This window comes from Streptomyces sp. bgisy159, from assembly GCF_057707805.1.
Map to the genome: position 1 here is coordinate 73,378 of NZ_JBYIQX010000017.1, position 26,067 is coordinate 99,444.

24 protein-coding genes and 1 pseudogene are annotated in these 26,067 nt (G+C 73.3%); 14 read left to right on the top strand and 11 right to left on the bottom strand.

What is annotated here, in order from left to right:
• Positions 1 to 44 precede the first annotated feature (44 nt).
• Together AC3ET3_RS18485 and AC3ET3_RS18490 are read left to right on the top strand one after the other, a co-directional pair.
• Positions 45 to 788 carry a hypothetical protein gene (locus AC3ET3_RS18485; protein WP_435612491.1) on the top strand — a complete coding sequence of 248 codons (744 nt, stop codon included), beginning with the start codon at positions 45 to 47 and terminating at the stop codon, positions 786 to 788.
• A 7-nt stretch (positions 789 to 795) separates the two neighbouring features.
• A complete protein-coding gene (locus tag AC3ET3_RS18490; protein WP_435612492.1) occupies positions 796 to 5,472 on the top strand; it encodes a cation-translocating P-type ATPase in 4,677 nt (1,558 codons plus the stop codon).
• A 264-nt stretch (positions 5,473 to 5,736) separates the two neighbouring features.
• On the opposite strand, the gene AC3ET3_RS18495 is transcribed toward AC3ET3_RS18490, so the two are convergent.
• Entirely contained in the window at positions 5,737 to 6,816 is a 1,080-nt protein-coding gene (locus AC3ET3_RS18495) for an NADH:flavin oxidoreductase/NADH oxidase (RefSeq protein WP_435612510.1), read from the bottom strand.
• Between the two features lie 117 nt (positions 6,817 to 6,933).
• Between AC3ET3_RS18495 and AC3ET3_RS18500 the strand changes: the two genes are divergently transcribed.
• Positions 6,934 to 7,287, top strand: a complete 354-nt coding sequence (locus tag AC3ET3_RS18500; protein ID WP_432136153.1) for an ArsR/SmtB family transcription factor — start codon at positions 6,934 to 6,936, stop codon at positions 7,285 to 7,287.
• 319 nt (positions 7,288 to 7,606) lie between these two features.
• Here AC3ET3_RS18500 and AC3ET3_RS18505 read toward each other — a convergent pair whose 3' ends face one another.
• Positions 7,607 to 8,317 carry a DUF305 domain-containing protein gene (locus tag AC3ET3_RS18505; protein ID WP_432136154.1) on the bottom strand — a complete coding sequence of 237 codons (711 nt, stop codon included), beginning with the start codon at positions 8,315 to 8,317 and terminating at the stop codon, positions 7,607 to 7,609.
• A 180-nt stretch (positions 8,318 to 8,497) separates the two neighbouring features.
• Here AC3ET3_RS18505 and AC3ET3_RS18510 point away from each other — a divergent pair, with 180 nt between their 5' ends.
• Positions 8,498 to 10,000 carry an LVIVD repeat-containing protein gene (locus tag AC3ET3_RS18510; protein ID WP_432157414.1) on the top strand — a complete coding sequence of 501 codons (1,503 nt, stop codon included), beginning with the start codon at positions 8,498 to 8,500 and terminating at the stop codon, positions 9,998 to 10,000.
• Here AC3ET3_RS18510 and AC3ET3_RS18515 read toward each other — a convergent pair.
• The 7 genes and pseudogenes from AC3ET3_RS18515 to AC3ET3_RS18545 form a co-directional block, all read right to left on the bottom strand.
• Positions 9,988 to 10,659 carry a TetR/AcrR family transcriptional regulator gene (locus AC3ET3_RS18515; RefSeq protein ID WP_432157413.1) on the bottom strand — a complete coding sequence of 224 codons (672 nt, stop codon included), beginning with the start codon at positions 10,657 to 10,659 and terminating at the stop codon, positions 9,988 to 9,990. The two genes, AC3ET3_RS18510 and AC3ET3_RS18515, sit on opposite strands and share 13 nt — an antisense overlap.
• Positions 10,660 to 10,846: 187 nt before the next feature.
• Positions 10,847 to 11,536: an HAD family hydrolase gene (locus AC3ET3_RS18520; protein ID WP_432136157.1), complete on the bottom strand. Its 690-nt coding sequence runs from the start codon at positions 11,534 to 11,536 to the stop codon at positions 10,847 to 10,849.
• Positions 11,537 to 11,873: 337 nt separating this feature from the next.
• On the bottom strand, positions 11,874 to 12,545 hold the full coding sequence (locus AC3ET3_RS18525) for a phosphatase PAP2 family protein (protein ID WP_432136158.1): 672 nt from the start codon (positions 12,543 to 12,545) through the stop codon (positions 11,874 to 11,876).
• A 123-nt stretch (positions 12,546 to 12,668) separates the two neighbouring features.
• The gene (locus tag AC3ET3_RS18530) at positions 12,669 to 13,604 is read right to left on the bottom strand and encodes a M56 family metallopeptidase (protein ID WP_432136159.1); all 936 of its coding nucleotides are present in this window, start codon (positions 13,602 to 13,604) and stop codon (positions 12,669 to 12,671) included.
• An 89-nt stretch (positions 13,605 to 13,693) separates the two neighbouring features.
• The gene (locus AC3ET3_RS18535; protein ID WP_432157411.1) at positions 13,694 to 14,269 is read right to left on the bottom strand and encodes a DUF5134 domain-containing protein; all 576 of its coding nucleotides are present in this window, start codon (positions 14,267 to 14,269) and stop codon (positions 13,694 to 13,696) included.
• A 159-nt stretch (positions 14,270 to 14,428) separates the two neighbouring features.
• Positions 14,429 to 14,844, bottom strand: a pseudogene (locus AC3ET3_RS18540) (aldo/keto reductase); the annotation flags it as partial.
• A 40-nt stretch (positions 14,845 to 14,884) separates the two neighbouring features.
• A complete protein-coding gene (locus tag AC3ET3_RS18545; RefSeq protein ID WP_432157410.1) occupies positions 14,885 to 15,277 on the bottom strand; it encodes a VOC family protein in 393 nt (130 codons plus the stop codon).
• A 73-nt stretch (positions 15,278 to 15,350) separates the two neighbouring features.
• Between AC3ET3_RS18545 and AC3ET3_RS18550 the strand changes: the two genes are divergently transcribed.
• Complete coding sequence (locus tag AC3ET3_RS18550) at positions 15,351 to 15,908, top strand: GNAT family N-acetyltransferase (RefSeq protein ID WP_432136162.1); 558 nt, start codon at positions 15,351 to 15,353, stop codon at positions 15,906 to 15,908.
• A 3-nt stretch (positions 15,909 to 15,911) separates the two neighbouring features.
• On the opposite strand, the gene AC3ET3_RS18555 is transcribed toward AC3ET3_RS18550, so the two are convergent.
• Positions 15,912 to 16,595 (bottom strand): glycerophosphodiester phosphodiesterase, encoded by a 684-nt coding sequence (locus tag AC3ET3_RS18555; protein ID WP_435612493.1) that lies wholly within the window; start codon positions 16,593 to 16,595, stop codon positions 15,912 to 15,914.
• A gap of 256 nt (positions 16,596 to 16,851) precedes the next feature.
• Between AC3ET3_RS18555 and AC3ET3_RS18560 the strand changes: the two genes are divergently transcribed.
• The 4 genes from AC3ET3_RS18560 (at position 16,852) to AC3ET3_RS18575 (ending at position 20,776) form a co-directional block, all read left to right on the top strand.
• Entirely contained in the window at positions 16,852 to 18,249 is a 1,398-nt protein-coding gene (locus AC3ET3_RS18560) for a DUF6421 family protein (protein ID WP_432136164.1), read from the top strand.
• A 38-nt stretch (positions 18,250 to 18,287) separates the two neighbouring features.
• The gene (locus tag AC3ET3_RS18565; RefSeq protein ID WP_432136165.1) at positions 18,288 to 19,034 is read left to right on the top strand and encodes an SDR family NAD(P)-dependent oxidoreductase; all 747 of its coding nucleotides are present in this window, start codon (positions 18,288 to 18,290) and stop codon (positions 19,032 to 19,034) included.
• Positions 19,031 to 20,101: a threonine aldolase family protein gene (locus AC3ET3_RS18570; protein ID WP_432157408.1), complete on the top strand. Its 1,071-nt coding sequence runs from the start codon at positions 19,031 to 19,033 to the stop codon at positions 20,099 to 20,101. The genes AC3ET3_RS18565 and AC3ET3_RS18570 overlap by 4 nt, the downstream gene beginning before the upstream one ends.
• Before the next feature lie 81 nt (positions 20,102 to 20,182).
• Positions 20,183 to 20,776: a transglutaminase domain-containing protein gene (locus tag AC3ET3_RS18575; RefSeq protein ID WP_435612494.1), complete on the top strand. Its 594-nt coding sequence runs from the start codon at positions 20,183 to 20,185 to the stop codon at positions 20,774 to 20,776.
• A gap of 423 nt (positions 20,777 to 21,199) precedes the next feature.
• Here AC3ET3_RS18575 and AC3ET3_RS18580 read toward each other — a convergent pair whose 3' ends face one another.
• Positions 21,200 to 21,928, bottom strand: a complete 729-nt coding sequence (locus AC3ET3_RS18580; protein ID WP_435612495.1) for a lysophospholipid acyltransferase family protein — start codon at positions 21,926 to 21,928, stop codon at positions 21,200 to 21,202.
• Between the two features lie 218 nt (positions 21,929 to 22,146).
• Between AC3ET3_RS18580 and AC3ET3_RS18585 the strand changes: the two genes are divergently transcribed.
• The 5 genes from AC3ET3_RS18585 (at position 22,147) to AC3ET3_RS18605 (ending at position 25,227) form a co-directional block, all read left to right on the top strand.
• Positions 22,147 to 22,473: a TlpA family protein disulfide reductase gene (locus tag AC3ET3_RS18585; RefSeq protein ID WP_432157406.1), complete on the top strand. Its 327-nt coding sequence runs from the start codon at positions 22,147 to 22,149 to the stop codon at positions 22,471 to 22,473.
• 94 nt (positions 22,474 to 22,567) lie between these two features.
• On the top strand, positions 22,568 to 22,648 hold the full coding sequence (locus AC3ET3_RS18590) for a putative leader peptide (RefSeq protein ID WP_432136240.1): 81 nt from the start codon (positions 22,568 to 22,570) through the stop codon (positions 22,646 to 22,648).
• Positions 22,649 to 22,692: 44 nt separating this feature from the next.
• Positions 22,693 to 23,202, top strand: a complete 510-nt coding sequence (locus AC3ET3_RS18595) for a flavin reductase family protein (RefSeq protein WP_432157405.1) — start codon at positions 22,693 to 22,695, stop codon at positions 23,200 to 23,202.
• Between the two features lie 218 nt (positions 23,203 to 23,420).
• Complete coding sequence (locus AC3ET3_RS18600; protein ID WP_432136171.1) at positions 23,421 to 24,209, top strand: electron transfer flavoprotein subunit beta/FixA family protein; 789 nt, start codon at positions 23,421 to 23,423, stop codon at positions 24,207 to 24,209.
• A gap of 55 nt (positions 24,210 to 24,264) precedes the next feature.
• Positions 24,265 to 25,227 (top strand): electron transfer flavoprotein subunit alpha/FixB family protein, encoded by a 963-nt coding sequence (locus AC3ET3_RS18605; protein WP_432136172.1) that lies wholly within the window; start codon positions 24,265 to 24,267, stop codon positions 25,225 to 25,227.
• The last annotated feature ends 840 nt before the right edge of the window (positions 25,228 to 26,067 follow it).

The following is a 26,067-nucleotide window of genomic DNA, read 5'->3' on the forward strand; positions in this document are numbered from 1 at the left end:
CCCGGCTGTTCCAGGACGGTGGAACCCGGGAGGCGAGAAGAGTCATGGCACGGCAACCTTCTTCGTCCACCCTGCCCCGACCCGTGCACGGCACGGTCGCCGCGTTGCGTCGGCTTCCCGGCGCCGGCGTGGTGGGGAGGGTGGCCGAGGGAACGCTGGACACGGTCGGCAAGGTGTCGCCGCGCGGACGACGGCTGGCCGTCTACACGGGCGCCGGCCTGCTCGGCGTCATGGGGGTCGTCGAGTGGCCGGTGGCGATGGCGGGTGCGGCCGTGGCCTGGCTGACCCAGGCCCGACCGGGACACCCGGACGGCAACGGAACGCGGCGCGGCGCCGGCCCCGAGGGCTCGGCCGCGCAGCCGCCCGCCACCGCGCCGGCCGGGCTCGGCGGCACCGCAGCCGCCACGACCACGGGAGGAGTGTCCGAGAGCCGGGAGCCTGCCGAGAAGAGCGGGCCGAGCCGCACCGACTCGTCTGCGGCCGGCCGGCCGACCGGCACGGGCACCGTCACCGGCACGACCACGAACGCGGCTGGGACCGCCACCCCGGAACCGAGGGCTGCCGAGCAGTCGCCGGGCGCAGAGAAACCATCGAGCAGGGCCGGCAGCACGAGCAGGACGAGCAGCGCAGGCAAGGCGGCCGACGCGGCGAGCGCGACGAGTACGGCCAGGCCTTCGAGGGTGCGCAGGACCACGTCGCCCCGTAGCGCGAAGAGCGCCGGTGGGGCCTCCGGCACCGGTGAGCCCGCCGACCGGCCGGCCGCGGCGCGGCGCGGCTCCACGGAGTGAGGGCGCCATGGGTACGGGACCGCTGACGACCGTTTCCTCGGCCGCCGCCGGGGCGCTGCTGGCCGCGCCCCGGCTGGTGGCCCGCGGAGCTGCACCCGCCGTCGGGCTGGCCGCCGGAGCGGTGGCCGGCGGCGCGCGGAGCGCGGTGCGGACCGCCGACGCCGCGGCCCGGGTGGGGCGCGTGGCGCGGGCGGCCCTGCCGGGCCGGGGACCCCACTGGCGGGCGGGCCGACGCGCTCACCTGGCGCTGCGCCCCGCCGTGCCCGAGCGGGTACGGGGTGTGGGGGGCGTGGAGGCGGCGGCCCGGCGGGTGGCCGCTTCGCTGGCGGAGCACCCGGACGTGCTGTTCGCCTACTGGGACGGCGGTCTCGGCCGGCTCGTGGTCGCGGCCACCGAGGACGCGGTCAGTGAACGGGTCCTCGACAAGGCCGCCGAACTCGCCGAACACCACGGCCTGGCACCGTCCGGCGGGACCTTCGGGGAGCCCGCCGACACCTGCGTCCACCCCGGTGACCCCTGCGACGTGCGCACGGCGGCGGGGGCGCTGCTGGCCGACGCGGCAGGCACCGTCGCCGCGGTCACCGGCTCGGCGCTGAGACTGCCGCCCTCACCGCGGTTCGTGACCGCCGGCGTGACCATGCTCCGCGAGAACCCGCGCTTCCGGTCCTGGCTGCGCGCCGGACTCGGCCGACGGCGCAGGGACCTGCTGCTGGCCGCCGCCAACGCCGCCGCGCACGGCGCGGGCCAGACACCGACCGGCCTGGTGCTCGACGGGACCATGCGCGCGGGCGAACTGACGGAGGCGCTGGTCCGGGCCGCCGCCTTCGAGAAGCTGCATGACGGGTTGTGCGCGCCCGGCCGCGCCGGAGGGACGGCGGTGCGCCGGGCCCGGCCGCCGCTGCGCACCACTCCGGCCGAGCGGTACGCCAACTCGGCCGAGACCGGCGGGATGGTCGGCGCGGTCGCCGCACTGCTGGTCAAGCATGATGCCGGGGAGGCCGCCGAGGCGGTGCTGTCCGGGTCGCCCAAGGCCGCACGCTACGGACCCGGCGCCTTCAACGTGGTCCTGGGCTGCGCCCTGGCGCGGTCCGGGGTGCTGGTGCGCGACGCGGAGCGGCTGCGGCTGCTGGAGACCGCAGAGACCCTGGTGCTGCATCCGAGCGCCCTGCTGGCGCCGGACGGGAGCGCCGACCCCTGGGTGGAACCCGTACTGGACGCGGCGCGACGCGCGCGGCTGCGGGTCGTGGTGATGGACGATCCCGCGCTGGAGGATTTCGTCTCCCTCGCCGACCACGTCGTACCGGGCGATCGGCCGCTGGCCGACGTGGTCGACAGGATGCGCGATCGCACCGGCGGCGTCCTCGCGGTCGCCCGCCCCACGCCTTCCGGAGGCGGTCTTCCGGCGGAGGCCGGCCGGTGGACGCCCGGCGCCCCCCGAGACGCCACCGGAGCAGGCCCCGGGACAGCCGGGCGAGCGGACAGCGAAGCCGGCGCGGGCGGCCCGGACGCCCCCGGCGACGGGGGCACCCCCGGCGGCCGGGCCGCCCTCTCCCCGACCGGCGCCTCCTCCGCCTGCCTCGACGACCTGCAGACCGGCCTGGCGGCCGCCGACCTGGCCGTCGCGCTCGCCGACGGCGGCGGTCCCGTCGTGTGGTCCGCCGACGTCGTGGCGCCGCACGGGCTCGCCGACCTGTGGCGGCTGCTGGTGGCGGTGCCGGCCGCACGCGCCGTCGGCCGAAGGTCGCAGACGCTGGCCCGGTCCGGTGCGACCCTGTCCGGCCTCCTGGTGGCCGTCGGGGAGTCACGGCGCCCCGGCCGGCGGGCCGGACTGCCCGGGCTGCGGCACGCGCCGGTCGACGCGGCGGCGGCGGCCGCACTGCTCAGCGGTGGCCGTGCCGCCCTCGGCGTGGCGATGGAGCGGACGCCGCGGCCCCGGGCCCGGGTTCCGTGGCACGCCCTGCGGCCGACGGAGGTACAGCGCCGGCTGGCCCGGCGGGAGCAGGGCGAGCGGCAGGGACCGCTGGACGAGGTGGCCCACCGCGCGCACTCGGCGATGGACACCGCGGCCAGGGTCCCGGCACTGGCCCCCGCACGCTGGGGCCTGCGGCTGGCCGGTGCCGTACGCAGCGAACTGGACGACCCGCTGACCCCGGTGCTGGTGGTCGGCTCGGCCGCCTCGGCGATCCTCGGCTCGGTCGTGGACGCCCTGCTCGTCGTCGGCGCCCTCGACCTGAACGCGCTGGTGGGCGGCGTGCAGCGGCTGCGAGCCGAGCGGGCACTGGCCGGGTTGCGCGAACAGCACCAGCAGAAGGCACGGGTCGAGTCCGAGGAGTCCCCGGACGGTCCGCACACGGTGGACGCCGCCGACCTGGCCCCCGGCGACGTGATCACACTGCAGGCCGACGACGTCGTACCGGCCGACGCCCGGCTGCTGTGGCAGGACGGACTGGAGGTGGACGAGTCCGCGCTGACCGGGGAATCACTGCCGGTGGACAAGGAGGTCCGGCCCACGCCGCACGCCCCGGTGCCCGACCGCCGCTGCATGCTCTTCGAGGGGACGACCGTGGTCGCCGGACACGCCAGAGCCGTCGTCGTGGAGACGGGCGACCGTACGGAGGCGGCCCGCGCCGTCTCCCTCGCGGCCCGAACGCCCCCGGCCGGCGGGGTCCAGGCCCGGCTGCACGAACTCACCAGCAAGGCGCTGCCGTTGACGTTGGCCGGGGGAGCCGCGGTGACCGGCCTGGCACTGTTGCGCGGCACGCCGATACGGCAGGCGGTCAGCGGCGGGGTGGCGGTGGCCGTGGCCGCCGTGCCCGAGGGGCTGCCGTTGGTGGCGACGGTGGCGCAGCTGGCCGCCGCACGTCGGCTCACCCGCGGCGGGGTGCTGGTGCGCGCGCCGCGCACGCTGGAGGCGCTGGGCCGGATGGACACCGTCTGCTTCGACAAGACGGGCACCCTGACCGAGAACCGGCTGCGGCTGGTGCGGGTGACCGACACCGCCGGCACCGTCCACGAGATCACGGCCACGGCGGGCGAGGCCGTCGTACGGCTCGCCGCCCGCGCCTGTCCCCGCTTGAACGGCGGCAACGAGCGCCCCGCGCACGCCACCGACGAGGCGGTTCTGCACGCGGCCGGCGAGGACCCGTACTGGACCCAGGAGGAGGGCCTGCCCTTCGAGGCCGCCCGGGGCTACGCGGCCGCGGTGGGACGGGCGGACGGTACGTCCCTCGCCGGCGCCGGCGGCGCCGACAGAGGCACCGGTGGCGCCGCGGCGGGCACGGACCGCGGCGACGCGGCCGCCCCCGGCGATGTCGAGGACCGGCCGGGCGGCGGGGACGGCCGTTGGCTGGTCGTCAAGGGCGCCCCGGAGACGGTCCTGCCCGCGTGCGCCGACCTGCCGGACTCCGCAGCCGACGCGGCCTCGGCGCTGGCCCGCGACGGACTGCGGGTACTGGCCGTCGCCCGGCGCCGGCTGGCCGACCGGGAGGAAGCCGCCGAGACCCTGCAACAGCCCCTCGGCGAGCTGGAGTTCACCGGGCTGCTCGCGCTGGCCGACGTGCCCCGGGGGACGTCGAGGGAGTTGGTGCGCGGTCTGCGCGAGGACGGCGTACGTCCGGTGATGCTGACCGGCGACCATCCGCAGACGGCCCGGGCGATCGCCGTGGAGCTGGGCTGGCCGCGGGACACGGCGGTGGTGACCGGCGACGAACTCACCACCGCCGACCGGTCCGAGCGGGCCCGGCTGCTGCGGGACGCCGGTGTCGTCGCGCGGGTGGCGCCGGAGCAGAAACTGCAGGTCGTGGAGGCGCTGCGGGATGCCGGCCGGGTGGTCGGCATGGTCGGGGACGGAGCCAACGACGCGGCGGCGATCCGCGCCGCCGACATTGGGGTCGGCCTGAGCACCCGTGGCTCGGCCGCCGCGCGCAACGCCGCGGACATCGTGCTCACCGGTGATGACCTCCGGGTGCTGATCGAGGCGGTCGACGAGGGCCGCGCGCTGTGGCGCAGCGTCTCCGACGCGATCGTGATCCTGCTCGGCGGCAACGCGGGCGAGGTCGGCTTCGGCATGGTCGGCACCCTGCTCGGGCGGGCGGCCCCCCTGTCGACCCGTCAGATGCTGCTGGTCAACCTCTTCACGGACCTCTTCCCGGCCATGGCCGTCGCGGTCACCCCGAGGCGTGCCACGCCTGCCGACGAGGCGACCGGCGCCGGCGTGACCGGCGACGAGCTGACCAGGCGGAAGGGACCGGGGGAGGAGAGGCCCGGCGAGGCGGCGACCGACGAGGCACCCGGCGCCGCCCTGCTCGGGGGACAATTGCTCGACCGTATCCGGCACCGTGCCCTGACCACCTGTCTGGGCGCGGTGGCGGCCTGGCTGATCGGCCGGTTCACCCCGGGCACCGCGCGCCGGTCGACCACGATGGCGCTGTGTGCCGTGGTCGGCACCCAGTTGGCGCAGACTCTGACCGACCGGCGGGACAGCCCGTTGGTGCGGGTCACCGCGCTGGGCTCGGCCGCCGCCCTGGTGCTGCTGGTGCAGACGCCGGGAGCCAGTCAGGCGTTCGGCTGCACGCCTCTCGGTCCGTTCGCCTGGGCCGGTGTGGCCGTGGCCATCGCCTTGGCCCTCGTGGGCCAGCGGACCCTGCCCCGCCTGGAGCGGACGGTGCTGCGACTGGCCCGGTGACGGCACGGCTCGGCCACGGCCGGCACCGGCCACGGGCGCACGCACCGCCGTCCGGCGACCGGCCGCGACGGACCAGGGCCGAGGGACGCGGTGACCGGCCGACCGGACGTACGGCGTGGAGGGACGCGGTGACCGGCCGACCGGACCTACGCCGTCGAGAGGCGCGGTGACCGGCCGAGCGGGAGCGACGGGTGCGGCGGGGGCGTCGCGAGCCGGAGAGCCGCCGCCCGGCCGACGCGTCGGGCACTCCCGCGGGCCGTCCGATCAGACGGATCGCAGGTACTGCTCCGGCACTCGCGTCTGCGCCCCCAGGGTGCGGGCCGCGCGCCGGGCCCAGGACGGGTCGCGGAGCAGCTCACGCCCGAGGAGCACCGCGTCCGCCTCGCCGTTGGCGAGGATCTTCTCGGCCTGTTCGGCCTCGGTGATGAGCCCGACCGCGGCCACGGGCAGCGGGCTCTCGGCCTTCACCCGGGCCGCGAACGGTACCTGGTAGCCGGGTCCGGTCGGGATGCGGGCCTCGGCGACGTTGCCGCCGGTGGAGACGTCGAGGAGGTCGACGCCGTGCGCGTGCAGGTCGGCGGCGAGACGGACGGTGTCCTCAGGGGTCCAGCCGCCCTCCGGCAGCCAGTCGGTGGCGGAGACGCGGAAGAACACCGGCTTGTCCTCGGGCCACACCGCCCGCACCGCGTCGACGACCTCCAGCGCGAAGCGGGTGCGGTTCTCGTAGGAGCCGCCGTACGCGTCGGTGCGGTGGTTGGAGTACGGGGAGAGGAACTCGTGGATGAGATAGCCGTGGGCGCCGTGCACTTCCACGGCCTGGAAGCCCGCGGCGAGCGCACGCCGGGCCGCGTCGGCGAACTGCCGTACGACGGACGTCATCTGCTGGGTGGTCAGCTCTTCCGGCAGCGGGTGACCGGCCCCGAAGGCGATCGGACTGGGCGCGACGGGCCGCCAGCCGCCCTCCTCGGCCCCCAGTGGCGCGCCACTGCGCCAGGGCTGGTCCGTCGACGCCTTCCGCCCGGCATGGGCGAGTTGCACGGCCGGCACGGTGCCCTGCGCGGTGAGGAAGCCGGTGATACGGCGCAGCGCCTCGGCCTGGGTGTCGTTCCACAGGCCCAGGTCGTACGGCGAGATGCGGCCTTCCGGGCTGACGGCGGTGGCCTCGACGATGATCAGGCCGGTGCCGCCGGCCGCCCGGGCCGCGTAGTGGGCGAAGTGCCAGTCGGTCGGAGCGCCGGCCGTCGGTCCGTCGGGGGCGGCCGAGTACTGGCACATCGGCGGCATCCACACCCGGTTCGGGATCGTCAGGTCACGCAGGGTCCAGGGCTCGAAGAGCGCGCTCACGGCGACTCCAATCGTCACGGTGCCGGTGTCTGCTCCTACGATAGGCATCGTAGTACGTCGAGTGTCAAACTACGACGTCTCTCGTACAATGGGGGTCCCGAAGGAAGTGGAGCCATCGTGACCACCCCCGCCGTGAGCAGCCGTGACCTCCCGCATCCGCGGCGCGAGGACATCCGGCTGGAGCCCGTGCTGCACGCGCTGTCCGACCCGATGCGGCTGCGGATCGTCCGTGAACTCGCCGCCTGCGGCGACGAGCTGACCTGCTCGCAGTTCGAGCTGCCGGTCACCAAGTCGACGACCACGCACCACTTCCGGGTGCTGCGTGAGGCCGGCGTGATCCGGCAGACCTACCGTGGGACCGCCAAGATGAACGGCCTGCGCAAGGGTGACCTTGACGTACTCTTCCCCGGGTTGCTGGACGGCGTGCTCGCCGCCGCCGACCGGCAGTCGACCCGCCTGGGGGACGGCTGACCGCCTGGGGGGTGAGCGGTCGGCTCGGCCGGGGCGGCGCCGCGGCGATCATGCCTGCCGTCGAGGGTTCCCGGCCGTCCGGTACGCGTGTCTGTCCGTGTGTGGGGTGTGATCATGCGGTTGGGCCGCGCCGGCTTCCTGGCCGCGCGTCACGCCCGCCGTTGATCACGGCGCCCTGCGCGCCGCCGCCGGGCGCGCCGCCGCCGGGCGCACCGCCGATCGGGACCGTTGCCCGAGAGCCCGGGTTGGCGTGCCCGTTTCCGTATCGCCCGGCGTGCCCGTTCCGCATCGTCCCGGCTGCGTGCGACCGCCGGCCCCGTCAGCCGGTGGCCCCTCGGAGCAGCTTGCGCATCCGTTCGATCTCGCTCGTCTGCTGGGCGACGACCTCGTCCGCCATCTCCTCCACCAGCGCGTTGTTGCCCTGCGCCTTGACGCCCGTGGCCATGGTGACCGCTCCTTGGTGGTGAGTGATCATCAGGGTGAGGAAGAGCTCGTCGAACGCCGCCCCGCGGGCCCCGCGCAACCGCGTGAGTTGGGCCTCGCTCGCCATGCCGGGCATCATGCCCTGCTCCTGCCCCTCCCCTTGCCCCTGCCCGTTCCCGTGCTCGTGTGCGTGCGCGCCCTCGGTCTCGCTCTGACCGTGGGCCGCCAGCCAGCCGCGCATCGCCTCGATCTCCGGCCCCTGGGCCGCGGTGATCCGGGCGGCGAGCCGTTCGACGTCGCCCGACCCGGCGTGCTCCGGGGCGAGTTCGGTCATCTCCAGAGCCTGCCGGTGATGTGTGATCATCATCCGCACGTACGCCACGTCCGCCGCGTTCGGGGTGTCGTCGTCCGCCCGGCGCCGGTTCGCCTCCTCGGCGGACAGGGTGCGGTTGGCCTCGCCCGGTCCGCCCGGCACGATCACCGACGGCCCGCTGGCCGCGGGGCGCCCGGCGTCGCCGGACCCGTCGCACCCCGCCAGTGCCGAGAGGATCAGCGAGGCGGCGACAACAGCGGCGGTGCGGAGGGGGAATGTACGGCGGATCGGCACAACGACCTCCTGAAACAGGCGAGTTGAAGAACCGTCGACGAGCCCGCACGGGCCCGGGAGCGCCGTGGCCGGGAATGTCCCCGGCCCGGACGTGGCCCCTGTTGGCCTGTGCATGACCATGACCATACTCGGAGGAGCGTGCACCGTTCCCCTGCGAACGGCAACGAGGGAGGACACACAGTGACCCTGTTGAACGATCCCCGAACGCGTCGCAGACGCCTGGCCGCGGCGGCGGCCGCCGCCGGCCTCCTGGCCGCCCTGCTGACCGCGGCCCCGGCGGGAGCCGTCCCCGACCCCGGAGACGCCCCGGCCGCCGGACACCAGGTGCCGAACAGCACACAGGCTCGCACGGCGCGGGCGATCGCGGCGGGTGAGATCCCCGGCCAGGACCAGATCGTGCACTCCGCCAACATCGAACACCTCGCCAACGTCCCCAAGGACGCGCTGGCCGGCACCAACTCGGACCTCGCCTTCCAGGGCAGGTACGCCTTCGCCGGCAACTACGACGGCTTCCGGGTCTTCGACATCAGCGACCCGGCGACGCCGAGGACCGTCGCCCAGGTGCTGTGCCCCGGTTCCCAGAACGACGTGTCCGTCTCGGGCAACCTGCTCTTCCTGTCCACCGACTCCTCACGCAGCGACAGCAGTTGCAACAGCACCACCCAGCCCGCGACCGAGAAGTCCTCCTGGGAGGGCATGAAGGTCTTCGACATCACCGACAAGGCCAACCCCCGCTACGTCGCCGCCGTCGAGACCGCCTGCGGCTCACACACCCACACGCTGGTGCCCGAGCGGGACAGCGTCTACATCTACGTCTCCTCGTACTCGCCCGACGCCGCCTACCCCGACTGCCGGCCGCCGCACGACGGCATCTCCGTCATCAAGGTGCCGCGCAAGGCGCCCGAGAGAGCCGCCGTGGTGGGCTTCCCGGTCCTCTTCCCGGGTGACGGCCCGGACGGCGGCGGCAATCCGGGCGCGCCCACCAACCCCGGCGTGTCCAAGACCACCGGCTGCCACGACATCACGGTCCTGCCCGGCAAGGACCTCGCCGCCGGCGCCTGTATGGGCGACGGCATCCTGTTCTCCATCGCGGACCCCGAGCGCCCCAAGGTCCTCGACCGAGTGCAGGACAACGTCAACTTCGCCTTCTGGCACTCCGCGACGTTCAACCGGAAGGCGAACAAGGTCGTTTTCACCGACGAGCTGGGCGGCGGCGTCGGCGCCACCTGCAACGCGGCCGTCGGCCCGGACCACGGAGCCGACGGCATCTACGACATCGTCGGGCGGGGCGACCACCGCAGACTGGTCTTCCGCGGCTACTACAAGATCCCGCGCCACCAGGCCGACACCGAGAACTGCGTCGCCCACAACGGCTCGCTCATCCCGGTCAAGGGCCGCGACATCATGGTGCAGGCCTGGTACCAGGGCGGCGTCTCCGTCTGGGAGTTCACCGACTCGGCCCATCCCCGGGAGATCGCCTACTTCGAGCGCGGCCCGCTGAGCACCGAGCGGCTGGTGACGGGCGGCTCCTGGTCGGCGTACTACTACAACGGCTACATCTACTCCAACGACATCGCCAAGGGGCTCGACGTCCTGAAGCTGACCGATCGCCGCACCGACCCGGCGCAGCGCGTGCGCCTGCACCAGCTCAACGTGCAGACGCAGCCGGACTACTTCGGCTGACCCGGCGGCCCGCCGGTCTGGAAGAAGCGCGACAGATCGGTGTCACACCTCCCGCCGGGCGCCTCGGTGTCCGGCGGGGCCCCCTGGGACCAGTCCAGCCGGTACCGCCGGAACAGTTCCGCGCGCAGGACCGCGATCGGCATCGGCGCGTTGGGCAGGACCATCGCGAAGACCGAGCCCATCAGCAGCGAACGCAGCATCGGGTAGTCGGTCGCCACGTCAGGCGAGCCGTGCCGGGCCACGGTGTCGCGCAGCAGCTCGGCCAGCCGCTGCTGCTCCGGGCACTGGACGAACCCCTCGCTGTCCAGCAGGCCCGCCATGTGCTGGCGCATCAGCACCGTGCGGTCCCGGGCCAGCCCCAGCACCGCGTCGATGGCCCGCGCCATCCGCTCCGCGCCGTCCTCGGTACGCGGCTCCCGCTCCAGCGCCTCCTCCAGTGTGCGGTGCATCAGACGGTGCACGGCCGACTGCACCAACTGGCGTTTGCCGGGGAAGTAGTACGACACCAGACCGCGCGCGGTGCCCGCCCGATCCGCGATGTCGGCCAGCGTGGTGGCCTCGTACCCGCGCTCGCCGACCAGCTCCAGTGCCGCCTGCAGAAGCCGCTCGCGAGAACGGCGCCGCAATTCTTCATTGACCGAGGCGCTGCGAGGCGACATCCTGGACTCCTGCGTTGATTGGCTGCCAGCCAATATACTCAACGCGTTCCGGTGCGGCCCTTCGGGGCCCGGCCGCACTGCCGTCCGTCTCGGGCGACGCGGGGGATCGTCCGAGACGGGCGCGTTGCGCCCCTCAAGTTCGCTCAGGCTACTTTCCATAGGGGTGGCAGGCCGGCGCGGTCGCCTCTCAGCTCACGAGGCCGAGTACCGGCCGCAGGCCGTCCGGGCGCTCCGCCGCCGGCAGATGGTCCACGAAGTGCACCGCGCACCCCAGCGCCGCCGCGCCGCCGTCGGCCCGCCGGTCGTCACCCACCATCAGCGTCCGGCGCGGATCGGCGCCCAGCGCCTCGCAGGCCGCCGAGAACAGCCGCGGATGCGGCTTCTGCACCCCGTGCTCGTACGACAGCACATACACGTCGACGTACCGGTCCAGGCCATGGGCGCGGAACACCGGGCGCAGGTCCCACCCGATGTTGCTCACCACGCCCACCCGCGCGCCGCGCTCGCGCAGCGCGCCGAGCACCTCGACGGCATCCGGGTACACGGTCCACGCGGCCGGCCTCATGTGCCGGTCGTACAGCGCCTCGTACAGGGCCGGGTCCGGCAGCGGGACCTGCCGGGCGAGCCCCGTGTACGCGGCCCGGTGCAGCTCCGCGCTCTCGTCCCGGGAACGCCAGACCTCGGCCAGCTCCTCGGGAACGGACCTCGGAGCGGCCCCGCCGGGCAGCGCCCCGGCCTCCTCCAGCGCCCGCGCGGTGGTGGCCAGTTCGGCCGCCGGGAGCGTGTACCCCGCCTCGCCCAGGGTCGCGCGCAGCCAGGACTCGGCGGACTCGATACGGAACAGAGTGCCCGAGAAATCGAACAGAACGCTCGTCATGGACCGATCCTAGGCAGCGGTGATCGTGCTCGGGGGGCGAAGTGCCGGGCGTGCGGGAGATCACCGTCGCACAGCACACGCACGATGTGAGCCTCGCGCACCCCGTCCCGCGCCCCGCACCGACTGGTTGCTCACCTCGGCCGTGTGTCCCTCGCTCCCGCCCGCGGGGGCCACGTGCTCGCTCCGGCGGACGGCGGGACGCAGAAGGTCGTCCGGGGCCGCGACGTGGCGTACGGCCCGGCCGTGCCGTACGCGCAGGGCCCTGCGCGGGACCGGGCGGGCAGAGCGCAAGGCGGGACGGGGCCGGAGGAGGCCGCAAACCGGCGGTGGCGCGCGTTCACGGCCGCCACCGCTGGTGGGCCGCGACCGCGCCGGCGACCAGCGTGGCGCCGAGCAGCCAGCCCCCGACGACGTCCGAGGGCCAGTGGACGCCGAGCCAGACCCGGGTCAGGCCTACGCCCACCACGGAGACCGACGCCGCCGCCACCGCCGTACGCCAGAGCAAACGCCCGGCGCCCCCGCGGCGCAGGAGCCACAGCAGCAAGCCGCAGACCACTGTGGCGGTCATCGCGTGGCCGGAGGGGAAGGCGGCGTAGTGGGCGGAGTCGACGGGGTCCGGCCAGACCGGGCGGTCCCGGCCCACGGCGGCCTTCAGACCCTGCTGGACGAGGGTTCCGCCCCAGATGGCCGCCATGAGCCAGACGGCCGTCCACACGGCCGACCGGCGCCACACCAGCCACACCGCCACCGCCACGCTCAGCAGACGCAAGGTGACCGGGTCCCAGACCCAGTCGGTGAGGATCCGGCACGCGTGCGTGAGGCCCGGTTCGCCGACGGCCCAGCGGTGGGTGGTCCGGCTGATGTCGCCGTCCGTCTCCACCAGTGGCCGCCAGGCGGCCGCCACCAGCGAGAGCAGCACCGCGGAGCAGACGCCGAGGAGCACGGCGAGGCGGGCGGCGGGACGGTGGCCGGTCGGCCGGGTCGGGGCGGCGACGGACGAGCTGTGCATACAGCGATCCTCGCCGACTCATGGGCCGAGAGGCCACCACGGGGCCCCAGCCGTTCGGGATCTCCCGCAGAACACCGAGCCGTTCGAGATCAAACGCAGAACACCCAGCCGTTCGGGATGGATCTACCGCAGAGCACCCAGCGCCGGGGCGAACGTCACCAGAACCGGCACCACCGGCGCCAACGCCGCGGTCGTCGCCAGCCCCATGCGCCGGACCGCGCTCAGCCGGTCCGGTGGGGTCAGCAGCCGATGCACCCGCTCGGGCAGATGGCCCCGCGGGGCGGGGGAGGCGGCGAACGCCCCCCGGTCCTCGTTGAGCTCGACCAGCGCCAGCGCGACCGTCAGCCGGCCGTGGCGGCGCGAGGCCATGTCGTCGGCGGCCAGCTCCACCAGCCGGTGCATCTCGCCCCGGAACGCCGCGAAAACCGGCACTTGCGGAAAGCCGCCCGCCAGCGCGGCCGAGCAGTGCAGCAGCCAGTGGTGCCGGGCCTGCGCGTGACCCTCCTCGTGGGCCCGTACGGCGTCCAGCTGACGTCCCTTGAGACGGCGCAGCGCGGCCGTGGTCACCACCAGCCGGGGCGGGGCTCCGGGCAGCCACCAGGCGTCCGGCCGCTCACCCTCCAGCACCACCAGCCGCCCGGCGTCCGGTTCCTCTCCGGGCAACAGCGGTGCCCGAAGCAGCAGTTCGGCGTGTCCACGGCGATTCCGGCGCCGGGCGCCCGCGACCTCCCGCACCAGCATCGCGCCGCTCCACAGCCCGCCCAGGGCGAGCGCCACAGCCGTGGCCGCCGCCCAGGGACCGGCCGCGCCTAGGGCGTAGGCCTCCACGACCGATTCCGGCGCCGGCGCGAACACGTGCCCGCGCACCGCCTGCCAGGCGGCCGCCGCGCTCAACGTCATCGACAGCGCGCAGCACACCAGCACCGCCGCCACCACGCACTGCCACACCCACAGCGCGACCACCGGCTCCCGGTCCGGCCAGTCGGCCCGGGCCAGCACCCGGGGTGCCCCGACGGCGGTCAGCGCGCCGATCAGCAGCAGGACCGCGGGCAACATCATGAACGGCAGCCTATGAGCGGCGCGCCGCCCGGCGGTACGTCTGCGGACGGCAAAGTGACACAGACCACGAGGGGCCCGGCGGCGCACCCTCACATCGCGAGCAGCATCGCCAGCATGCCGATGCCCATCGAAAGCCGACAGGCTCGTGCCAGTTCCGGCCGGTCGCCCCAGCGCACTGGGGCACCCCCGCCACCGCCGCCGGCCGCCGCCGGCAGCAGCCGGGCCCCCGTCACCAGCACATAGGCGGCGAAGTACAGCAGCAGGGCGCCGGTCAGCAGCGGTACCCCGGAGCCGCCGGCCCCGTGTCCGTGCCCGTGTCCGTGCCCGTGGGCCTGCTCCGGCACGGCGGCCATCACCACCGCCATGTAGACCATCGCCGCCGCGCCGACCAGATGGTGCAGGTGGTGGGCGTCGGTCCGGGCCGACCACAGCGCGTTCAGCCCTGCCGCGCCGAACACCACCGCGTAGACCGGCCACGCCCATCCGGGTTGCGGGAACACCGCGGCCGGCACGGCCATCACGGCCATGCCGAAGCCCATCAGAGCCTCCCCGCCCGCGGCGCGCCGCTGCTCCGGGACCCTGCTGCGCATCCGCAGCACACAGTAGGACCCGGTCAGCGCGCACAGCGCCACGAGCATCCAGCCGGGCGATGTCGGTCCGTGCACGCCTACCTCCCCGCCGCAGTGCGTTCCCGTCGCTGGATGCGATGCCCGGGGCGGGCGGAGCGCACGCGAGCGCAAGGGGGTGTACGGGAGCACTCGCGGGAGCACGGCAGGCGGGGTGGTGAGTGGGCGCCGCCCGTCCGGTGTTTCGTGACCGGGGCGTCAGGGCACCTCGCGCACTGTGCGCCGGTGGGTGGAGCGCCGGTCGTCGATCTCCGCCCACCGGTCGCCGTAGACGGTCCCGACGACCTCCGGGAAGCGTACGAAGTCGTGCGGGAAGCCCAGCGGCACCGCGCTCACCTCGTCCAGCCGGGCCACGGCGTCCGCGTCCAGGTCTACGTCGAGACAGCCGAGGTTGTCGGCGAGCCGGCTCTGCAGGGTGGCACCGACGATCGGCACGATGTTCCCCGGCCGCCGCAGCAACCAGGCCGGCGCCACCTGGGCCGGGCTCCAGCCGCCTGCTCCGCGATCTCCAGCACCGCCGTGACCACGGCCTCCTCTCGCGGGTCGGTCCCGGCGTCCGCGCCCAGCCGGCGCGTCTCGCCACGGCGGTACTGCATGCCGACGACGCCAGGAGCTGGAGCGCGCTCCAGCGCAAACCTGCGCCGGGGACCGGTGTCACAGACCCGGCCGGTAGCGGAGCGGATGGTCCGCCGGGACCTCCACGAGCACGATCGGCGTGCCGTCGGGGTCCGCGACCCACATCTCCACCAGCCCCCACGGCTCCTTCACCGGAGGCCGGACGATGTCCACCCCCTCGGCGCACAGCTCCTCGTGGGCCGCCGCCGCGTCCTCCACCTGCAGCCACAGCCGCACCGAGCCGTCCGGCGGTGCTTCTGCGCGGCCGGAGAGCTCCAGGAAGCCGCCGCCCAGGAAGTACACGGTGCCGCGCTCCGGGCCCGTGCCGAACTCGCGGTGGACGGCGAGGCCGAGGCGACGGCCGTAGAAGTCACGGGAGCGCTCGGGGTCGGTGGGCCGCAGCAGGACGCGGCTGCTCAGTACGTGGACCATGCATCCGCACCCTAGTGGCGGCGCTACCCTCATCGGTGCCCCAGCAGCACCGCCAAGACCGGAGACACGCCGTATGGACAGCGCCACCTCCACCTCCACCTCCACCACCGCCCCCGTCTTCCGTGACGCCACCGACGCCGACGTGGACGCGTTGGTCGCGTTGGTCGAGTCGGCCTACCGCGGGGAGACCAGCCGGACCGGCTGGACCACCGAGGCGGACATCCTGGACGGGCAGCGCACCGACCCGGAGGAGGTGCGACAGGTCCTCAGGACGCCCGGCAACCGGCTACTGGTCTTCGAACGCGAAGGCGCGATCATCGCCTGCTGCCGGCTGGAGCACCGCGACGACCACGCCTACTTCGGCATGTTCGCGGTCAGCCCTGCCCTGCAGGGCGAGGGCCTGGGCCGGACCGTCCTCGCCGAGGCGGAGCGGCAGGCCCGCGCGGCCTGGGGCGTCACGGCCGTGCACATGACGGTGATCTCGGTGCGCGAGGACCTCATCTCCTGGTACGAGCGGCGCGGCTACCGCCGTACGGGGGAGCTGACCCCCTTCCCGTACGGCGACGAGCGCTTCGGTGTGCCGCTCCGCTCCGACCTGCAGTTCGAGCTGCTGGTCAAGTCCCTGGTGTGACGCTCACGCGGTGAAGCGGCCGGTGCGCTTGATCTCGGGGTAGTCGGTGGTGGCGCCGTCCAGGCCCAGTGCGCGCACCAGCCGCAGCTGTTCCTGGGTGTTCACCACCCAGCCGAAGACGCGCAGGTCCCGTCTGCGGGCCAGCTCGACGATCTCCAGGGTGAGCCGCCGGATGTTGAGGACGAGCGTGGCCGCGCCGACCGCCGCGGCCCGGTCCACCACGTCCGTGCTGTAGCGGCTGCCCACAAGTGCCGTGCGTACCCCCGGCACCAGCCGGGTGATCTCGGCGAGCGCCTCGTCGTGGAAGGACAGCACCTCCACCCGGTCGACCAGGTCCCGGGCGCGCATGACCTCGGCCAGCGCCTGCGCCGCCCGCACGTCCTTGATCTCGGCCTGGAGCGGTGCCCGCACCGCGTCCAGGACCTCCTCGAACACCGGTACGCGCTCCCCGCGCCCCGCGTCCAGGGTGCGCAGTTCGGCGAGGGTCTGCTCGGAGATCGGCCCGGTGCCGTCGGTCGTGCGGTCCACGTCCGCGTCGTGCATGACGACGAGCGCGCCGTCCTTGCTCAGATGCAGATCTAGTTCGATGACGTCGAGGCCGGCCTGCTCGGCGGCGACGAACGAGCGGACGGTGTTCTCGGGCTCGACGCCCATGACCCCGCGATGACCGATGGTGAGGAAGTTCAAGGTCGCCTCGCTTCCGGTGGACGACGGCGGCCGGAGCCGCGGCCTGGTGCTCTTCGCACGCCATGTACCCGTTCGTACACCGGAGTTCGCATGCACGTCACCGGGGTGGGGAAGTAGCCGTCTGACCGATGACCGACAGGAAAAACTGCGGTGACCATGGGTTTGAGCAGGACGATTTACTGACGGCCCCCTTGCTGTAGGCATCCTTCTGTGCCTACGGTGTCCCCACGGCAGCTTCTCCCGTGGAGGATGGGACATGACGGAAATTCTTGTGCAGGCGGGTACGGAGGGGCAGGTTCCTCCGGTGAGCAGGGTGGTGGAGCACCCGGCCTGGCCCCGGCTCAAGGATGCCGTGGAGCGGATCAGGCCCTGGCAGTCGACGGACGGCTCGATCGACTTCACCGCGGACGGTGCCCCCGAGCGCGCCGACGCCGAGGCCGCCGTACGCGAGGTGACCGAGGCCGTCGAGGAGCTCTCCCCGCTGCTCACCCACGACGCCGACTACCACCAGGCCCTGGTCAAGGACCTCCGGGCCTGGGCCGAGGGCGGTTTCGAGGTTCCCGACTTCCTGGACTCCCTGCTGGCCTTCCAGCCCGCCGCCGACCGCCGCGACGGTCTGCAGCACCTCGTCGTCTTCCCGATGTACACCCAGAACGGCAACCCCGACCGCAATCTCGAAGCGGTCGTGCTGCGCATGGTGTGGCCGGACTGGCTGGCCGAGCTGGAGTCCACCCGCTACGACAACCCGCTGTTCTGCGGCATCACCTTCGAGGACTTCACGTCCGGCTACGACACCAACTCGGCCGTGCTGTTCCCGGAGACCATCGCGGTGCGCGAGGCGCCGGAGCGCTTCACCTGGGGCGGCATCTTCTGCGACCGCGAGGCGGCCCGCTTCCGCCGGGTCACCGAGGCCGCCGTCGACATCCTCGGCCTGGACCTGCCCGAGGACATCGCCGCCATGGTCCACGACCAGAAGCGCTGCGAGGAGGCCTTCGTCCTGTGGGACATGGTCCACGACCGCACCCACAGCCACGGCGACCTCCCGTTCGACCCCTTCATGATCAAGCAGCGCCAGCCGTTCTGGATGTACGGCCTGGAGGAGCTGCGCTGCGACCTCACCGCCTTCAAGGAGGCCGTGAAGCTGCAGGCCGACGGCGTCCCGCAGGCCCGCGACGTGCAGTACGCCGTGCTGTTCGACCGCATGTTCCGCTTCCCGGTCACCGGCGACCGCCGGCGCAACTACGACGGACTCGGCGGCCAGCTGCTCTTCGCCTACCTGCACAAGCACGATGTCGTCCGCTGGACCGACAACAAGCTGCACATCGACTGGCAGCGGGCCCCCGAGGTCACCAACCAGCTGTGCGGCGAGATCGAGAAGCTGTACCGGGACGGCATCGACCGGCCCAAGCTCGTCCACTGGTTCGCGGGCTACGAGCTGGTCTCCACGTACCTCGCGCCGCACCCCGGCTCGAAGTGGGCCAAGGGCCCGGACGCCCTGGACCTGAGCCAGCCGCCGCGCAAGCTCGTCGATGACGTGCTTCCGGACGAGTTTCCGCTGAGCATGTTCTATGAGGCGCTGGCCAAGAAGCTCAAGCATGTGATCGCCTCTACCCGGGGCATCACCGCGGCCGGCGCCGAGCGGGCCGCCGCGTGAGCGACCCCGTCCAGAACACTGCTACGGAGGCGAAGACCATGGGGAACGGGGCTCTCAGCGGTGCGGTGATCGCGGTTGCCGGCGCGGGCGGTCCGGCCGGCCGGGCGGCACTGCTGCGGCTGGCGGAGGCGGGTGCGACCGTCGTCGGCGCCGACAACGACCCGGAGCGGCTGTCGGAGGCCGTGGACGCGGCCCGGTACGCGCGGGGAGGTGCGACCGTCACCGGCGAGACCGTCGACCTGCTCGACCTGGACGCGACCCGTGACTGGGCCAACCGCACCGAGAAGGAGTTCGGCCGCGTCGACGGCCTGGTCCATCTCGTCGGCGGCTGGCGCGGCAGCGAGACCTTCACCAAGACCAGTCTGGACGACTGGGACTTCCTGGAGCTGCTGCTGATCCGTACGGTGCAGCACACCTCGCTCGCCTTCCACGAGGCGCTGCAGCGCAGCGAACGCGGGCGGTACGTCCTGATCAGCGCGGCGGGCGCGACCAGGCCCACCGCGGGCAACGCCGCCTACGCCGCCGGCAAGGCGGCCGCCGAGGCGTGGACACTGGCCATGGCCGACTACTTCCGCAAGGCCGGGGGCGAGCAGGGGCCCACGTCGGCGGCTGCCATCCTGGTGGTGAAGGCGTTGGTGCACGACGCGATGCGCGCCGACCGCCCCAACGCGAAGTTCGCGGGCTTCACGGACGTCAACGACCTCGCCGAGGCCATCGTGGGTGTCTGGGACAAGCCCGCCGCCGAAGTGAACGGACAGCGCCTGTGGCTCACCGAGAAGCCGTGAACCCTCCCAGGACCGACGCGCGTCGTCATCACGACCCGGAGGTCCGCGGTTTCGCCAGCGACAACTACGCCGGAGCGCACCCGGAGGTGATGGCCGCCCTGGCCCTGGCCAACGGCGGCCATCAGGTGGCGTACGGCGAGGACGACTACACCGAGAACCTCCAGCGGATCATCCGCGGTCACTTCGGCCCCACCGCCGAGGCCTTCCCGGTCTTCAACGGCACCGGGGCCAACGTCGTCGCGCTCCAGGCGGTCACCGACCGCTGGGGCGCGGTGATCTGTGCCGAGAGCGCCCACATCAACGTGGACGAGGGCGGCGCGCCCGAACGGATGGGCGGCCTGAAGCTGCTCACCGTGCCCACGCCGGACGGCAAGCTCACGCCCGAGCTGATCGACCGGCAGGCGTGGGGCTTCGAGGACGAGCACCGCGCGATGCCGCAGGTCGTCTCGATCACCCAGAGCACCGAGCTGGGCACCCTCTACACGCCCGACGAGATCCGCGCGATCTGCGAGCACGCCCACGCGCACGGCATGAGGGTCCACCTCGACGGCTCCCGGATAGCCAACGCGGCGGCGTCCCTGGACGTGCCCATGCGCACCTTCACCAACGCGGTCGGCGTCGACATCCTGTCCCTGGGCGGGACGAAGAACGGCGCGCTGTTCGGCGAGGCCGTCGTCGTCATCAACCAGGACGCCGTGCGCCGGATGAAGCACCTGCGCAAGCTGTCCATGCAGCTCGCCTCCAAGATGCGCTTCGTCTCGGTGCAGCTGGAGGCCCTGCTCGCCAAGGACCTCTGGCTGCGCAACGCCCGCCACGCCAACGAGATGGCCCAGCGCCTCGCGGAGGGCGTCCGCGCGGTGCACGGGGTGGAGGTCCTGTACCCGGTGCAGGCCAACGGCGTCTTCGCCAAGCTGCCGAACGAGGTCGGCGAGCGCCTGCAGAAGCGGTTCCGCTTCTACTTCTGGGACGAGGCGGCCGGGGTGGTGCGCTGGATGTGCGCGTTCGACACGACCGAGGAGGACGTGGACGCGTTCGTCGCGGCCCTCAAGGAGGAGATGGCGCGGTAGTCGCCGAGCTCACTGCATAGGTATGCGGTCACCTGAAAAGTCATTGACTGTCAGGTGATCGCTTTCCTATGCTCTCGGGGCATGCAGCTGATCCAGACGGACCCTGACCTATCCGCATATCTGGCCGCCGACGAGGTCATCGACCACCACCACCCGGTGGTCCGTGACACAGCCTCGCGACTCGCCAAGAGCGCGGCGGATTCGTATGACTATGCGCGGAGCGCCTTCGAGTTCGTCCGCGACGCGATCCCCCACTCCCAGGACTCGGGCGACCCGCGCGTCACCTGGCGCGCCTCCGACGTCCTCGCCCTGGGCACCGGCATCTGCTACGCCAAGGCCCACGCGCTGGCCGCCCTGCTGCGGGCCGAGGACATCCCGACCGCGCTGTGCTACCAGAGCTTCGACGTGGTCCACGGCCTGGTCGCCGTACGCTTCCGCGGGTCCTGGCACCGCCAGGACCCGCGCGGCAACAAACCCGGGATCGACGCGCAGTTCTCCCTGGACGGCGAGCGGCCGGCCTTCGTTCCCGACCCGGCCGCCGACGAGTGCGACCACCCCGAGCTGTACGCCGCCCCCCACCCGGACGTCGTGCGAGCCCTGCGGGCGGCCTCCGACCTGCCGGAGCTCTGGGCGACCCTGCCGACCGCGCTGCGCGCCGTCACACCGGTCCGGTGAGCGGCTCCCGCTGATCCGAGGAAGCCGGCCATCTGACGCCGGCCGCCGTCGGCGCGGGTGGCCACCACCGCGTGGCCGGGCTCCCGGCCCGCCACGGGGGCCGCGGTGAGGCGTGCCCACCGCGGCCGTGCGGGGCTTCGCCGGGACCCGGGTGCGCGCGGCGGATCCCGTCCGGTCGGGTCGGTCTGTGGGCGGCGGTGCTGCGCGGGCACCGGCTGCTCGGCGCGTCGTGGTGCCGGCGCCGCCCGCCGCGACCGCCACGGTCGCGCCGCTGCCGCTGCCGCTCACCGACTCGGCGCCGCATTCCTCGCCCCCGTGGCGCGTTCGGCCTGCCGGTCGTTCGCGGGCGGCGTCAGGCCCCGGCCGGCCTCCGGTTCACCGCCCGGACCCTGTCGCCCGCCGTGCGCGGACCGTCGTAGGGGGTCAGCCGGCCTCGGCCTGGCGGACCTGCTCCGGAGTCGGCGCGGTCCCGCCCAGGTGGGCGGGCATCCACCAGGTGTCCTCCGGGCCCTTGGGGCGGACCGGGTAGGCGCGCTGCGCGGCTTCCAGCAGCTCCTGGACGCGCTCGCGCAGCTGGCGGGTGATGGCGCCCGCGTACTTGTCCTTGGACGCCTCGATCGCCTCGCCGACCCGGATGGTGATGGGGGTGTGGCTGCGCCGGAAGTTGCGCGGGTGGCCCTTGGTCCACAGCCGCTGGGTGCCCCACAGGGCCATCGGGACCAGCGGGACGCCGGCCTCCTGGGCGAGCCGGGCGGCACCCGACTTGAAGCTCTTCAGGCAGAACGACTGCGAGATCGTGGCCTCCGGGAAGACGCCGACGATCTCGCCTGCCCGCAGCGAGTCGAGGGCGTGCGCGTAGGCGGCCTCGCCCTGCCCGCGGTCCACGGGGATGTGCTTCATGCCGCGCATCAGCGGGCCGGAGATCCGGTGCCGGAACACCGACTCCTTCGCCATGAAGCGCACCAGGCGCTTCTGCGGGAGCGCGGCCAGACCGTCGAAGATGAAGTCGAGGTAGCTGATGTGGTTGCTGACCAGCACCGCCCCGCCCGTGCGCGGGATGTTCTCCGACCCGGTGCAGTCGATCTTGAGGTCCCAGATCTTGAACATCGTCTTCGCGAGACCGACGACGGGACGGTACACAAGCTCTGCCATGTGCGGGGCGGACCCTTCCTTCTTCTCTCACAGCCTGGAAGAGGGGTCTCTCCGGCGCGGAAAGTTACGCAGCCGTAGGTTTACGGCTTTCGCAGATCGTGCCCCATCAACGGCCGGACAGCCAGTCCTCGTGCCCGTGGGCGGCGAGATTCTCGTCACGTCCGTGCCGGGACCTCCTATCCTCGACGGAAGCAGGAGCGACCAGGTGGGAGGCGGGTGTGCGCGGGCACGACGAGGACCGGCGGCTCGGAGCCGACCGGCTGGGCGGCGAACTCGGCGAGCGCGCCACGCTCGTACAGTTCTCCACCGCCTTCTGCGCGCCCTGCCGGGCCACGCGGCGGGTGCTGGCCGAGGTGGCCGGCCTGGTGCCCGGCGTGGCCCACCTGGAGATCGACGCGGAGGCCCGGCTCGACCTGGTCCGGGAGCTGGACGTCGTACGGACGCCGACGGTGCTGGTCCTCGACGCCGCCGGCCGGATCGTGCGGCGGGCCGCCGGTCAGCCCCGCAAGGCGGACGTCATCGCGGCTCTCGGCCGGGCGTTGTGAGCGGTTCCGGGGCGCGTACGGCCGGTCAGTGAGCCATCTCCCACATCGCGGTACGTACTTGACTGGACACGCTGCCTGTCGTCAGCCTGACCGTATGCGTCAGGAACTCCTTCTCCACGGACGGGTCCACGTCGACCTGCTCCGTACCGCGAGCGCGTGCTGTCCGGGCCGTTGAGCAGCCCCGGACACCCACGTCACCTCTCGCAGAAGGACCACTCCATGACGGCCCTGCCCGACCTCGGCACCGCCCGGCTCGGCTCCCCGGAGCTCCTGCGCTCCGTCTTCCGGCGGCACGCGGCCGGAGTCGCCGTGATCACCGCGCCCGGCGCCGGCGGTCCGGCCGGTTTCACCGCCACCTCGCTGACCTCGGTCTCCGCCGACCCCCCGATGCTCTCCTTCGGTATCGGGACCCGCGCTTCCAGCTGGCCCGCCGTGTCCCGGGCGGACCACGTGGGCGTGCACATACTCTCCGAGCACCAGCGGGACCTGGCCGCCACCTTCGCCCGCAGCGGCGCCGACCGCTTCGGCCCGCCGACCTCCTGGCGCGAGGGCCCCGAGGGGGTCCCCGTCCTCGACGACGTGCTGGCCTGGCTGGTGTGCCGGGTGGTGGCCCGGGTGCCGGCCGGCGACCACCGCATCGTGCTGGCCGAAGTGGTCGTGGGTGACCCCACGGGTGCCGGCCGGCCCCTGCTCTACCACCAGGGTGCCTTCACCGCGCTGCGTGATTGATCACGGGCGCCGGGCCTGCGAAGTCGTCGGGTTCCGGTTACGCTGCGTTGCAAAGGTCACAGTTCAAAGCGCTTGCTTAGCGGGAACGAACTGGGTGTACTGACGAGTAATATTTCGGTCGGAGCGTGGGTCGCCCCGAACCGGGAACGGCCGCTTCAGGCGCCTATGCTGCCTGCAAGTAGGCAGCCGAGAACTGACGATGCAGTAGGAGAGCCGGCGTGAGCTTGAGGATCGTTGTCACTGTGAAGTACGTGCCCGACGCCACTGGCGACCGGCACTTCGCCGATGACCTGACCGTCGACCGGGACGACGTGGACGGCCTGCTCTCCGAGCTGGACGAGTACGCGGTCGAGCAGGCGCTGCAGATCTCCGAGAACTCCGACGACGACGTCGAGGTCACCGTCCTGACGGTCGGCCCCGAGGACGCCAAGGACGCCCTGCGCAAGGCGCTGTCCATGGGTGCCGACAAGGCCATCCACGTCGAGGACGACGACCTGCACGGCACCGACGCCATCGGCACCTCCCTGGTTCTGGCCAAGGCCATCGAGAAGGCCGGGTTCGACCTGGTCGTCTCCGGCATGGCCTCCACCGACGGCACCGGCGGCATCGTCCCCGCCCTGGTGGCCGAGCGCCTCGGTGTTCCTCAGGTCACGCTGCTCTCCGAGGTCTCCGTCGAGGACGGCACGGTCAAGGGCCGCCGCGACGGCGACGCCGCCTCCGAGCAGCTGGAGGCGTCGCTGCCGGCCGTCGTGTCGGTCACCGACCAGTCCGGTGAGGCCCGGTACCCGTCCTTCAAGGGCATCATGGCCGCCAAGAAGAAGCCGGTGGAGTCCTGGGACCTGTCCGACCTCGACATCGAGGCCGAGGAGGTCGGCCTGGAGGGCGCCTGGACCAAGGTCGACGGCGCGGCCGAGCGCCCGGCCCGCACGGCCGGCACGATCGTCAAGGACGAGGGCGAGGGCGGCAAGCAGCTCGCTGAGTTCCTCGCGAGCCAGAAGTTCATCTGAGGCCCGCAACCGCTGACCGCCCCTCAACTTCCGCAAGCAGGAGAGAAGAAGTCCCATGGCTGAAGTCCTCGTCTACGTCGACCACGTGGACGGTGCCGTCCGCAAGCCCACCCTGGAGCTGCTGACCCTGGCCCGCCGCCTCGGCGAGCCGGTCGCCGTGGCGCTCGGCAACGGCGCCGCGGACACCGCCGCAACGCTCGCCGAGCACGGCGCGGTGAAGGTCCTCACCCACGACGCCGCCGAGTACGCCGACTACCTGGTCGTGCCGAAGGTGGACGCCCTGCAGGCCGCCTACGCGTCCGTGTCCCCGGCCGCCGTGCTGGTCTCCTCCTCCGCCGAGGGCAAGGAGATCGCCGCCCGGCTGGCGCTGCGCATCGGCTCCGGCATCATCACCGACGCCGTCGACCTGGAGGCCGGCGACGAGGGCCCGGTGGCCACCCAGTCGGTGTTCGCCGCGTCCTTCACCACCAAGTCCCGCGTCACCACGGGCACCCCGGTCATCACCGTCAAGCCGAACAGCGCCGCCGTCGAGGCCGCCCCGGCCGCCGGTGCCGTCGAGGCCCTGGACGTGACCTTCTCCGACAAGGCCACCGGCACCAAGGTCACCGGCCGTACGCCGCGTGAGTCGACCGGCCGTCCGGAGCTGACCGAGGCCGCGATCGTGGTCTCCGGTGGCCGCGGTGTCAACGGCGCCGAGAACTTCGCGATCGTCGAGGCGCTCGCCGACTCCCTCGGCGCGGCCGTCGGCGCCTCCCGTGCCGCGGTGGACGCCGGCTGGTACCCGCACACCAACCAGGTCGGCCAGACCGGCAAGTCGGTCTCGCCGCAGCTCTACATCGCCAACGGCATCTCCGGCGCCATCCAGCACCGGGCCGGCATGCAGACCTCGAAGACGATCGTGGCGGTCAACAAGGACCCCGAGGCCCCGATCTTCGACCTGGTCGACTACGGCGTCGTCGGCGACCTGTTCGACGTCGTCCCGCAGCTGACCGAGGAGATCAAGACCCGCAAGGGCTGACCATCCGGTTCCTCTGCCGGCCACCGGCTGCACGAGGCCCCCGCGACCGCTCCGGTCGCGGGGGCCTCGGCTCGTCCCAGGCGCAGCGACGCCCGCACCGGGAATGGTCGCTGGGCGCCTGCACGCCCCATCCGTAGGTGTCCACGAGATCCGCGCCACCGTCACGTCGGGTGTCGTGAGGATCCAGTCGCGCTCCGCTTTCCGGCCGGCATCGGCGGTCGGAACCCGTGGAAGGCGCCGTACGACGACCCGCGACGCCCGGCAGCGGGCCGGGCGTCGGTGAGACCGGCGCCCGGGAGGGTGCCGTGGACCCCGCCCCCCGCGGGCGGGGGTGCGCCGAAGCCGCCGTTCACCGCCAGTGGTCCTGAGCGGGTGATGCGCGGCACGCGCCGGGCGATCGGCGCCTCCGCACGCGCGCGTGGTCGAGGCGCGGGCGAAGGCGCAGACCCGCCGCCCACCGCCGAGCCGCTCCCGGAACCGCACCCAGGCGACCACCCGCGGCACGGCCGCGCCCCAGGTAACTCGAACCGGGGAACCCGCGGAGCTGACCTCCAACAACGGCCGGTCCGGCCGGGGGCGCCGCCGGGAAGGGGCGACGCCGGAAGCACGCGAGGAGGTGAGCAGCGGGAGCGTGACGGCTGCCTGCGAGCACGGTGCGCCCTCCCGGGCGACGCCTCGGCCCGCTGCCGTCCGTCCGGTGTGCTCCGTCCACACCCGAGTCAGGATGAGGGGGAGCGGATGGCGAGCGAAAGGGAGGCCGCTGGGTGTTGACCCATGAGAAGATCCACCGCTAGCTTCATTATGCGGATTGTTGATTCCGTAATACGGAAAAGAGAGGGT

What these genes read in the sequence shown, in the direction of transcription:
- AC3ET3_RS18605 (WP_432136172.1), top strand. Translation starts at nt 24,265, where the DNA reads ATGGCTGAAGTCCTCGTCTACGTCGACCACGTGGACGGTGCCGTCCGC.
- AC3ET3_RS18550 (WP_432136162.1), top strand. Translation starts at nt 15,351, where the DNA reads ATGGACAGCGCCACCTCCACCTCCACCTCCACCACCGCCCCCGTCTTC.
- AC3ET3_RS18530 (WP_432136159.1), bottom strand. Translation starts at nt 13,604, where the DNA reads ATGATGTTGCCCGCGGTCCTGCTGCTGATCGGCGCGCTGACCGCCGTC.
- AC3ET3_RS18595 (WP_432157405.1), top strand. Translation starts at nt 22,693, where the DNA reads ATGACGGCCCTGCCCGACCTCGGCACCGCCCGGCTCGGCTCCCCGGAG.
- AC3ET3_RS18565 (WP_432136165.1), top strand. Translation starts at nt 18,288, where the DNA reads ATGGGGAACGGGGCTCTCAGCGGTGCGGTGATCGCGGTTGCCGGCGCG.
- AC3ET3_RS18485 (WP_435612491.1), top strand. Translation starts at nt 45, where the DNA reads ATGGCACGGCAACCTTCTTCGTCCACCCTGCCCCGACCCGTGCACGGC.
- AC3ET3_RS18525 (WP_432136158.1), bottom strand. Translation starts at nt 12,545, where the DNA reads ATGCACAGCTCGTCCGTCGCCGCCCCGACCCGGCCGACCGGCCACCGT.
- AC3ET3_RS18515 (WP_432157413.1), bottom strand. Translation starts at nt 10,659, where the DNA reads ATGTCGCCTCGCAGCGCCTCGGTCAATGAAGAATTGCGGCGCCGTTCT.
- AC3ET3_RS18560 (WP_432136164.1), top strand. Translation starts at nt 16,852, where the DNA reads ATGACGGAAATTCTTGTGCAGGCGGGTACGGAGGGGCAGGTTCCTCCG.
- AC3ET3_RS18490 (WP_435612492.1), top strand. Translation starts at nt 796, where the DNA reads ATGGGTACGGGACCGCTGACGACCGTTTCCTCGGCCGCCGCCGGGGCG.
- AC3ET3_RS18575 (WP_435612494.1), top strand. Translation starts at nt 20,183, where the DNA reads ATGCAGCTGATCCAGACGGACCCTGACCTATCCGCATATCTGGCCGCC.
- AC3ET3_RS18545 (WP_432157410.1), bottom strand. Translation starts at nt 15,277, where the DNA reads ATGGTCCACGTACTGAGCAGCCGCGTCCTGCTGCGGCCCACCGACCCC.
- AC3ET3_RS18590 (WP_432136240.1), top strand. Translation starts at nt 22,568, where the DNA reads ATGCGTCAGGAACTCCTTCTCCACGGACGGGTCCACGTCGACCTGCTC.
- AC3ET3_RS18520 (WP_432136157.1), bottom strand. Translation starts at nt 11,536, where the DNA reads ATGACGAGCGTTCTGTTCGATTTCTCGGGCACTCTGTTCCGTATCGAG.
- AC3ET3_RS18580 (WP_435612495.1), bottom strand. Translation starts at nt 21,928, where the DNA reads ATGGCAGAGCTTGTGTACCGTCCCGTCGTCGGTCTCGCGAAGACGATG.